8 protein-coding genes are annotated in these 10,037 nt (G+C 71.1%); 7 read left to right on the top strand and 1 reads right to left on the bottom strand.

Annotation, left to right across the window (positions count from 1 at the left end):
- A partial coding sequence (locus tag BI06_RS46595; protein WP_082558641.1) for an HAD family hydrolase occupies positions 1–596 on the bottom strand: 596 nt, incomplete at its 3' end.
- Between the two features lie 363 nt (positions 597–959).
- Between BI06_RS46595 and BI06_RS22060 the strand changes: the two genes are divergently transcribed.
- From BI06_RS22060 to kdpC, 7 genes are all read left to right on the top strand, one after another.
- The gene (locus BI06_RS22060; RefSeq protein ID WP_043470783.1) at positions 960–2,807 is read left to right on the top strand and encodes an APC family permease; all 1,848 of its coding nucleotides are present in this window, start codon (positions 960–962) and stop codon (positions 2,805–2,807) included.
- Between the two features lie 310 nt (positions 2,808–3,117).
- Entirely contained in the window at positions 3,118–5,112 is a 1,995-nt protein-coding gene (locus BI06_RS22055; RefSeq protein WP_051741717.1) for an APC family permease, read from the top strand.
- Positions 5,113–5,277: 165 nt separating this feature from the next.
- A complete protein-coding gene (locus BI06_RS48255; protein WP_043470780.1) occupies positions 5,278–5,472 on the top strand; it encodes a hypothetical protein in 195 nt (64 codons plus the stop codon).
- Positions 5,469–5,558 (top strand): K(+)-transporting ATPase subunit F, encoded by a 90-nt coding sequence (gene kdpF, locus BI06_RS48250; RefSeq protein ID WP_043470777.1) that lies wholly within the window; start codon positions 5,469–5,471, stop codon positions 5,556–5,558. The genes BI06_RS48255 and kdpF overlap by 4 nt, the downstream gene beginning before the upstream one ends.
- Before the next feature lies 1 nt (position 5,559).
- The gene (gene kdpA / locus BI06_RS22040) at positions 5,560–7,221 is read left to right on the top strand and encodes a potassium-transporting ATPase subunit KdpA (RefSeq protein ID WP_043470774.1); all 1,662 of its coding nucleotides are present in this window, start codon (positions 5,560–5,562) and stop codon (positions 7,219–7,221) included.
- Positions 7,221–9,359 (top strand): potassium-transporting ATPase subunit KdpB, encoded by a 2,139-nt coding sequence (gene kdpB / locus BI06_RS22035; protein ID WP_233290255.1) that lies wholly within the window; start codon positions 7,221–7,223, stop codon positions 9,357–9,359. The genes kdpA and kdpB overlap by 1 nt, the downstream gene beginning before the upstream one ends.
- Before the next feature lie 19 nt (positions 9,360–9,378).
- The gene (gene kdpC / locus BI06_RS22030) at positions 9,379–10,002 is read left to right on the top strand and encodes a potassium-transporting ATPase subunit KdpC (RefSeq protein WP_043470772.1); all 624 of its coding nucleotides are present in this window, start codon (positions 9,379–9,381) and stop codon (positions 10,000–10,002) included.
- The last annotated feature ends 35 nt before the right edge of the window (positions 10,003–10,037 follow it).

Raw genomic sequence — 10,037 nt, 5'->3', positions numbered from 1 at the left:
GGGAGGGGTGGGGGTGGGGTCGGGGTGATCCAGATGGAGCGGAGGCCGGTGGCGTGGGCGCCGCGGAGATCGGTGGCGGGGTTGTTGCCGACCATCCAGTCGGCGGGGGTGAGGGTGCGGCCGAGGCGGGCGGCGGCGAGGTGGAAGATCGCGGGGTCGGGTTTGCGGGTGCCGGCCTCCTCGGAGACGACGACGGCGTCGACGGCGGGGAGCAGGCCGGTGCGGGTGAGTTTGGCGCGCTGGATGTCGGTGCAGCCGTTGGTGACGACGGCGATGGGCCAGCCGGCCGCGCGCAGGGCGGCGAGGGCTTCGGGGGCGCCGGGGAGCGGGTGGGTGCGGGCGGCCTCGTGGGCGACGTGTTCCTCCCAGAGGGCGGTGCCGGTGTGCGGGAGGCCGTAGTGGGCGGCGATCCGGGCGAAGCCGGTGGGGGAGCGGTCGGCGCGGAAGAGGCCGAAGACGGTGGGGGCGGCCTCGGGCGGCAGGCCGTGGGTGGCGCAGAAGGCCGGGGTCCAGGCGTCGGGGCCGCCCTCGCGTTCGACCAGGGTGTGGTCCAGGTCGATCAGGAGAACGGGGAGTTGCGGGGAGTGGATGACCATGTGCGGAGAGTAGTGGATCACTCGGGGGTGGACTTATTGCGAACTACTTGCAATTACCTCAAACAGGCAGCACAGTGGTGGGGCAGGGTGGGGTCGGACCGTTTCGGCTTGCCTGCAGAGCAGTCCCGGTCGTGCGAGAGCGCGCCGGGAGTCCTCCTTCACAGCTGATCGTCTTCCCAACCGGCGCCCGCCGGGACAGCGGTCCGCCCACCCCGCCCAAGCCCGCCTCGCACACGCCCCCGGCCCGTCAAGAAACCGTCAGAAGCGGTACGGGGAGCGTCAGGAACCCGTACGGGCCAGCGGTGACGCCGGGCCACGGCCCGCAGGATCGGAGCAACCGATCGACTGCGGAGGTCCCGTCCGATGTCCAGCCCCCTCTCCCCGGCCCTCGCCGCCGAGCCCGAGCCGCCGGACACCGGCGCCGCGGCGTCCGACGGGGGCGGTGACGACCGGCACCGGCTGACCGTGTCCGGCGGACTGGCGGCGCTCTCCCTGGACGCGATGGCCTCGGTGGCCTACGGGCCGGAGTCGATCGTGCTGGTGCTCGCGGCGGCCGGGGCGTACGGGCTCGGGTTCACCCTGCCCGTGACGGTGGCGATCGCGGTGTTGCTGGCGGTGCTGGTGGCCTCCTACCGGCAGGTGATCGCGGCGTTCCCGGACGGCGGCGGCTCCTACGCGGTGGCGAAGGCGCACCTGGGCCGGCGGACGGCGCTGACGGCCGCGGCCTCCCTGGTGATCGACTACGTGCTGAACGTCGCGGTCTCGGTGACGGCGGGTGTGGCGGCGCTGACCTCGGCCGTGCCGGGCCTGTACGAGGACCGGGTGTGGCTGTGCCTGGGCGTGCTGGCGCTGGTGACGGCGGTGAACCTGCGCGGGATCGCCGAGTCCGCCCGCTGGTTCATGGCGCCCACGGCCGTCTTCGTGCTGTCGATCCTGGCGATCGTCGTGGTCGGCCTGTTCCGGGACGCGCCGGCGAGTACCGAGGCCGCCGCCGGGCACGCCTCGGTGCTGACGGAGAACGCCACGGCGGTCGGCGCGCTGCTGCTGCTCAAGGCCTTCGCGGCCGGCTGCTCGGCACTCACCGGCGTGGAGGCGGTGGCGAACGCCGTCCCGTCCTTCCGCGCGCCGGGCGTGAAGCGCGCCCAGCGCACCGAGGTCGCGCTCGGCGCGCTGCTCGGCGTGATGCTCATCGGACTGGCCGTGCTGATCGGCCGCTTCCACCTCCAGCCGGTCGAGGGCGTCACCGTGCTCGCCCAGCTCGCCGACGCCTCGCTCGGCCACGGCGTCGGCTTCTACGTCGTCCAGTTCGCCACCGTCGTGCTGCTCGGCCTGGCCGCCAACACCTCCTTCGGCGGCCTGCCCGTCCTGCTCCACCTGCTGGCCCGCGACAACCACCTGCCGCACGTCTTCGCCCTGCGTGCCGACCGCCAGGTGCACCGCCACGGAGTGCTGTTCCTGGCCGCCGTCTCGGCCGTGCTGCTGGTAGCCTCCGGCGGCGACGTCAACAGCCTGGTCCCGCTCTTCGCGATCGGCGTCTTCGTCGGCTTCACCGTCTGCCAGGTAGGCATGGTCCGGCACTGGGCGCTGGAGAGGCCGGCCCACTGGCAGGCCAAGGCCGCCCTCAACGGCTTCGGCGCGCTGCTCACCGGCACCGCCACCCTGGTGGTCACCGGCACCAAGTTCACCGAGGGCGCCTGGGGCATCTGCCTGGCGCTGCCCCTGCTGGTGCTGCTCTTCGAAGCGGTCCACCGCAGCTACGCCCGGATCGGCGAGCGCCTGGAACTCGGCCGCGTCCCCGGCCCGCTCACCCCGCAGCGCAGCCTGGTCGTCGTCCCGGTCACCGCGATCACCCGCCTCACCCGCGACGGCCTCTCCGCCGCCCTCTCCCTCGGCGACGAGGTCATGGCCGTCACCGTCGTCCACGACGGTGCCGAGACCGAGACGCTGCGCCGGGACTGGGAGCTGTGGGCTCCGGGCGTCCCGCTGGTGGAGATCCCGGACGGCCACCGCCGGCTGGGGCAGCCGATCGCGGACTTCGTCAACGAGCTCGCCACCGAGCACGCCTACGACCGTCTCACCGTCCTCATCCCCGAGGTCGAGCCGGCCCGGCCCTGGCAGCGCGCGCTGCAGAACCGCCGCGGCGCCGTGATCGACCGCGCCCTGCGCCGGCACACCGACGCGGTGGTCTGCCGGCTCCGGATGCGGATGTGACGGAGGCCAAAGCGTGCCGGGGGGGATTGGTGCCGGGTGAATTAGTGCCTTATGCCCGGATGTAAGCGAGCCGATCGTCATATCTTGACGATGTCTTAACGGCCCCTCCGGCAGCCCCCGAAATGCCTCCAGTACGCCCGGAACGCCCCGCCCATAGCGGCTCCGACCTGCGGAAACATCCCGCCGCTCGGGCGTGCCGGGCGTCCCGCGCACGCCACGACGTCCCATTGCGCGCCCGGTGTGCGCCCTTACGCTCGCCCATGTGTTCAACCTGCCCCAGGCGCTCAAGCGCCTAGTGATCGGCCGGGCCATGCGCAGCGAGGAGCTCGGCGAGACGCTGCTCCCCAAGCGCCTGGCCCTGCCGATCTTCGCCTCCGACCCGCTCTCCTCGGTCGCCTACGCGACCCAGGAGATCCTGCTGGTGCTCACCGTCGGTGGCGCCGCCTTCCTCAACCTGACCCCGTGGGTCGCGGCCGGTGTGGTCGCGCTGATGGCGGTCGTGGTGATGTCCTACCGCCAGGTCGTGCACGCCTACCCCAGCGGCGGCGGCTCCTACGAGGTGGTGTCGCGCAACCTGGGCGCCAACTCGGGCCTGGTGGTGGCCGCCTCGCTGCTGGTCGACTACGTGATGACGGTCGCCGTCTCGGTGGCCTCCGGCGTGGACAACATCATCTCCGCGCTGCCCTCGCTGGCGGACCACCGGGTGGAGCTGGCGGTCGGCTTCGTCGTCCTGCTGATGGCGGTGAACCTGCGCGGTGTCCGGGAGTCCGGCAAGGCCTTCGCCGCGCCGACCTACCTGTTCATCGGCGGCATCCTGCTGATGGTGGTCACCGGGCTGGTCCGGGTGGCGCTCGGCGACGCCCCGGTGGCGGCCAGCGCCGCGTACGGGATCGTGCCGGAGGACGGCAAGGACACCCTGGCCGGGCTGGGGCTGCTGATGCTGGGCCTGCGCGCCTTCGCCTCCGGCTGCACGGCGCTGACCGGGGTGGAGGCGATCTCCAACGGCGTGCCGGCGTTCCGGGCGCCGAAGTCGAGGAACGCCGCCGCGACCATGGCGGTGATGGGCACCACGGCGGTGGTGATGTTCATCGGCATCACCGCGCTGGCCCTGATCTCCAAGGTCCACATCGCCGACAACGCCTGCCACCTCACCGGCTTCCCCGGGGACTGCGCGACCGCGCCGCAGCAGACCGTGATCGCCCAGCTGGCGGCGGCGATCCTCGGCGGGGACGGCAGTGTCCTCTTCTACTTCATCCAGACGGTCACCGCGCTGGTGCTGATCCTGGCGGCCAACACGGCGTTCAACGGCTTCCCGCTGCTGGCCTCGATCCTGGCCGAGCACCGCTACCTGCCCCGGCAGATGCACACCCGCGGCGACCGGTTGGCCTTCTCCAACGGCATCATCGCGCTCGCGGTGGTGGCCGGCGGACTCCTCTGGCTGTACGACGCCGACGTCACCAGCCTGATCCACCTCTACATCCTGGGCGTCTTCACCTCCTTCACGCTGTCGCAGATCGGCATGGTGAAGCACTGGAACCGGGCCCTGGCCACCGAGACCGACCCGGCGGTGCGGGGCGCCGCCCAGCGCTCCCGGGTGATCAACTTCTTCGGCGCGGTCACGACCGCGCTGGTGCTGGTCATCGTGCTGCTGACCAAGTTCACCCAGGGCGCCTGGCTGGCCGTGGTCGCGGCGGCGGTGCTGTGGGTGATGATGCGCGGCATCCGCCGGCACTACGACGGCGTCGCCGAGGAACTGGCGGTGGACGACCCGGAGGCCGAGTCGGTGCGGCCGTCCCGGGTGCACGGCATCGTGCTGGTCTCCAAGGTGCACAAGCCCACCCTGCGGGCGATCGGCTACGCGCAGGCGTTCGCGCCGGACTCGCTGGAGGCGCTCACGGTCGCGGTCGAGCCGGACGCCACCGGGGAACTGGAGCGCCGCTGGGAGGAGCTGGCCCTGCCGGTGCCGCTCAAGGTGCTGGACTCGCCGTACCGGGAGATCACCAAGCCGGTGGTCCAGTACGTGCGGGACTACCGGCGGACCAGCCCGCGGGACGCGGTGGCGGTGTTCATCCCGGAGTACGTGGTCGGGCACTGGTGGGAGCACCTGCTGCACAACCAGTCGGCGCTCTGGCTGAAGAGCCGGCTGCTGTTCACCCCGGGTGTGATGGTGATCAGCGTGCCGTGGCAGCTGACCTCCTCCAACCGGGCGAACCGGCCCTCGGGGCGGGCCCCGGGCGCGGTCCGGCGCGGTGAGCCGGCGGTGCGGCGGGAGCGGGAGAAGCTGCAGGCCCCCGAGCACGCGTAGGCGCCGGTCAACGAGGTACGCGGCCCCGGACAGCACCCGCTGTCCGGGGCCGCGCCGTACCCGGTCACACACCCGGTTGCGCACCCGGTCACAGCCCGGACAAGGCCCCGTATGGAGCCCGTCAACAATCGAACGGGCGCCGTATGGAGGGCGTCAAGAACGCCGTTGACGCTCCGTGAGCGCGGTTGGCTGGGCCTTGCCGGCCTCTCCGCCGGCGCGCCGTGCCGGTACACGTACGCGGGCCGCGGCCACCTCCGAACCACCGTGGTGGAGTCCATGTCCGATCTCATCTACGTCGTCGTCACGGTCGCCGTGTTCGGCGTCATCGCCCTGATCGCGCGGGGGGTGGAGAAGCTGTGAGCGCTGAGAACATCGCAGGTCTCATCGTGGCCGTGGCCCTCGTCGGCTACCTCGTTCTCGCGCTGATCTACCCGGAGAAGTTCTGACATGAGTTCGACTCTCGCGGGCTGGCTGCAGGTCCTCGCCCTGGTGGGCGCGCTGGCCCTGTGCTACCGCCCCCTGGGCGACTACATCGCCCACACCCTCACTTCGAAGAAGCACCTCAGAGCCGAGCAGGCCCTGTACAAGGTGATCGGCGTGGACGCCGACGCCGACCAGCGCTGGCCGGTCTACCTGCGTTCGGTGCTGGCCTTCTCGGCGGTGTCCGTCCTCTTCCTCTACACCCTGATCCGGGTGCAGCAGTGGCTGCCGCTGGGCCTGGGCGTCGAACAGATGTCCGGCCACCAGGCGTGGAACACCGCGATCTCCTTCGTGGCCAACACCAACTGGCAGTCCTACAGCGGCGAGGCCGCGATGGGGCACCTGGCCCAGATGGCCGGTCTGGCGGTGCAGAACTTCGTCTCCGCGGCCGTCGGCATCGCGGTGGTCGCCACCCTGATCCGGGGCTTCACCCGCAACCGCACCGACCGGCTGGGCAACTTCTGGGTGGACCTCACCCGGGTCAGCGTCCGGCTGCTGCTGCCGGTCTCGATCGTGTTCGCGCTGGCCCTGGTGGCCACCGGCGTGGTGCAGAACTTCCACGGCTTCCACGAGGTGGCCACGCTGGCGGGCGACCCGCAGTCGGTCCCGGGCGGGGCGGTGGCCTCGCAGGAGGTCATCAAGCTGCTGGGCACCAACGGCGGCGGCTTCTACAACGCCAACTCGGCGCACCCGTTCGAGAACCCGACCGGGCTGAGCAACTTCCTGGAGATCTTCCTCATCCTGGTGATCCCGTTCGCGCTGCCGCGGGCCTTCGGCCGGATGGTCGGGGACAACCGCCAGGGCTACGCGATCGTCTCGGTGATGGGCCTGTTCTGGGTCGCCTCGGTGGCGCTGCTGACCCTGGCCGAGTCGCACCACGCGGGCTCCGCGCTGCAGTCGGCGGGCGGCGCGATGGAGGGCAAGGAGCAGCGGTTCGGCATCGCGGCGTCCAGCCTGTTCGCGGCCTCGACGACGCTGACCTCGACCGGTGCGGTGAACTCCTTCCACGACTCGTACACCGCGTTCGGCGGCGGGCTGACGATGTTCAACATGATGCTGGGCGAGATCGCGCCCGGCGGTGTGGGCTCGGGCCTGTACGGGATGCTGGTGCTGGCGATCGTCGCGGTCTTCGTGGCCGGTCTGATGGTCGGCCGAACCCCCGAGTACCTGGGCAAGAAGCTCGGCGGCCGGGAGATGAAGTTCGCCTCCCTCTACATCCTGACCACGCCGACCCTGGTGCTGGTCGGCACCGGTGTCGCGATGGCGCTGCCGGGCGAGCGGGCCGGGATGCTGAACTCGGGCGCCCACGGCTTCTCCGAGGTGCTGTACGCCTTCACCTCGGGCGCCAACAACAACGGTTCGGCGTTCGCCGGCATCACGGTGAACACGGACTGGTACGACACCGCGATCGGTCTGGCGATGGTGTTCGGCCGGTTCCTGCCGATGGTCTTCGTCCTGGCCCTGGCCGGCGCGCTCGCCCAGCAGCAGCCGGTCCCCGCCACCCCGGGCACCCTGCCCACCCACAAGCCGCTGTTCGTGGGCCTGCTGTCGGGCGTCGTCCTGATCGTCGTCGGCCTCACCTACTTCCCGGCCCTGGCTCTCGGGCCGATCGCGGAAGGTCTCTCCTGATGTCGTCCACCATGACCGAAGAATCCGAGCGGGCCGGGAAGCCGGTCCCGCAGTCGGAGGCGTCGTCCGCCGAGGCGCCGCACAGAGTGTCCGGCGGCCTGCTGGACCCGAAGCTGATCCTGGCGTCCCTGCCGGACGCGGTGAAGAAGCTCGACCCCCGGGTGATGGTCAAGAACCCGGTGATGTTCGTGGTCGAGGTCGGCTCGGTCGTCACCACGGTCGCCGCGATCGCCGACCCCAGCGTGTTCGCCTGGTCGATCACGGTGTGGCTCTGGCTGACCACGGTCTTCGCCAACCTGGCCGAGGCCGTCGCCGAGGGCCGCGGCAAGGCGCAGGCGGACACCCTGCGCCGGACCAAGACCGACACCATGGCCCGCCGCCTCACCGACTGGCCGCGCTCGCGGGCCGAGGAGGAGGTCGCCGGTACCGCGCTGCGGCTCGGTGACCATGTGGTGGTCGAGGCCGGCCAGATCATCCCCGGTGACGGTGACGTCGTCGAGGGCGTGGCCTCCGTCGACGAGTCGGCGATCACGGGCGAGTCCGCGCCGGTGATCCGGGAGTCGGGCGGCGACCGCTCGGCCGTGACCGGTGGCACCAAGGTGCTGTCGGACCGGATCGTGGTGAAGATCGCCTCGGAGCCCGGCAAGTCCTTCATCGACCGGATGATCGCCCTGGTCGAGGGCGCCGCCCGGCAGAAGACGCCGAACGAGATCGCGCTCAACATCCTGCTGGCCTCGCTGACCATCGTCTTCCTGGTGGCGGTCGTCACCCTGCAGCCGATGGCCACCTACGCCGGTGCGCCGCAGTCGATGATCGTGCTGGTCGCGCTGATCGTGGCGCTGATCCCGACCACCATCGGCGCGCTGCTCTCGGCGATCGGCATCGCCGGCATGGACCGGCTGGTGCAGCGCAATGTGCTGGCGATGTCGGGCCGCGCCGTCGAGGCGGCGGGCGACGTCAACACCCTGCTGCTCGACAAGACCGGCACCATCACCCTCGGCAACCGGCAGGCCGCCGAGTTCCGGCCGGCCGAGGGCGTGGGCATCGGGGACCTCGCGGACGCGGCGCAGTTGTCCTCGCTGGCGGACGAGACGCCGGAGGGTCGCTCGATCGTCGTCCTCGCCAAGACGGAGTACGGCCTGCGGGCCCGCGCCCAGGGCGAGTTGACGCACGCCACCTGGGTGCCGTTCACCGCCCAGACCCGGATGTCGGGCGTGGACCTCGACGAATCAGAAGGTGTGCACCAGGTCCGCAAGGGCGCTGCGGGTTCGGTCACCAACTGGGTCACCGAGAACGGCGGCACGGTCGGCAGGGACGTCGCCGACCTGGTCGACGGGATCTCCGCGGCCGGTGGCACCCCGCTGGTCGTGGCCACCAGGGTCGCCGACGCGCCGGCCCGGGTCCTCGGTGTGATCCACCTCAAGGACGTGGTGAAGGAGGGCATGCGGGAGCGGTTCGACGAGCTGCGCCGGATGGGCATCAGGACCGTCATGATCACCGGCGACAACCCGCTGACCGCCCGGGCGATCGCGGAGGAGGCGGGCGTGGACGACTTCCTCGCCGAGGCCACCCCCGAGGACAAGATGGCCCTGATCAAGAAGGAACAGGCCGGCGGAAAGCTGGTCGCGATGACGGGCGACGGCACCAACGACGCCCCCGCCCTCGCCCAGGCCGACGTCGGTGTCGCGATGAACACCGGGACCATGGCGGCCAAGGAGGCCGGCAACATGGTCGACCTGGACTCCGACCCGACCAAGCTGATCGAGATCGTCGAGATCGGCAAGCAGCTCCTGATCACCCGCGGCGCGCTGACCACCTTCTCCATCGCCAACGACGTCGCCAAGTACTTCGCGATCATCCCGGCGATGTTCGCGGCGGTCTACCCGGGCCTGGACAAGCTCAACATCATGCAGCTGCACAGCCCCCAGTCCGCGATCACCTCGGCGATCATCTTCAACGCCCTGGTCATCGTCGGCCTGATCCCGCTGGCCCTGCGCGGGGTGAAGTACCGCCCCTCCGACGCCAGTTCGCTGCTGCGTCGCAACATCGGCCTCTACGGCCTCGGCGGCCTGGTCGTCCCGTTCGTCGGCATCAAGCTGATCGACCTGGTCGTCCAGTTCGTCCCCGGCCTCAACTAGCAAGAGAGGAGAACGCATCATGTCCAAGCCCCTGCCCACCGCCGTGCGCACCCACCTCACCGCGCTGCGCGCCCTGCTGGTCCTGACGGTGCTCCTCGGCATCGCCTACCCGCTGCTGGTCACCGGCATCTCCCAACTGGCCTTCGCCGACAAGGCGAACGGCTCGATCGTCGAGGTCGACGGCAAGGAGGCCGGCTCCAGCCTGCTGGGCCAGAACTTCAACCTCCCCAAGCAGAACCCGGACGACCCGGACGAGGCCCCCCGCCCCGACCCGCAGTGGTTCCAGCCCCGCCCGGGCGCCTACGACCCCAAGGCATCCGGCGCGTCCAACCTGGGCCCCAACAGCGAGGACCTCGCCAAGAGCATCGAGGACCGCCGCCAGGCCGTCGCCGCGTTCGACGGCGTCGACCCGGCGAGCGTCCCGGTGGACGCCCTCACCGCCTCCGGCTCGGGCCTGGACCCGCACATCTCCACCGCCTACGCCCAGGAGCAGGTCGAGCGGGTCGCCAAGGCCCGCAACCTGCCGGTGGAAACCGTCCGCAAACTGGTCGACAAGAACACCGACGGCCGCCCGCTGGGCTTCCTCGGGCAGCCGGGCGTCAATGTCGTCCAGCTCAACAAGGCGTTGGTGGAACAGAAGTGACGACAGATCGGCCGATCGGCTGAGGCGGGCCGGTC

Origin of the sequence: Kitasatospora sp. MBT66, from assembly GCF_000710405.2 — a bacterium.
Taxonomy (GTDB): Bacteria; Actinomycetota; Actinomycetes; order Streptomycetales; family Streptomycetaceae; genus Kitasatospora; species Kitasatospora purpeofusca.
Note: the sequence above shows the minus strand (reverse complement) of the source record. Positions and strands in the feature narration are given on the sequence as shown.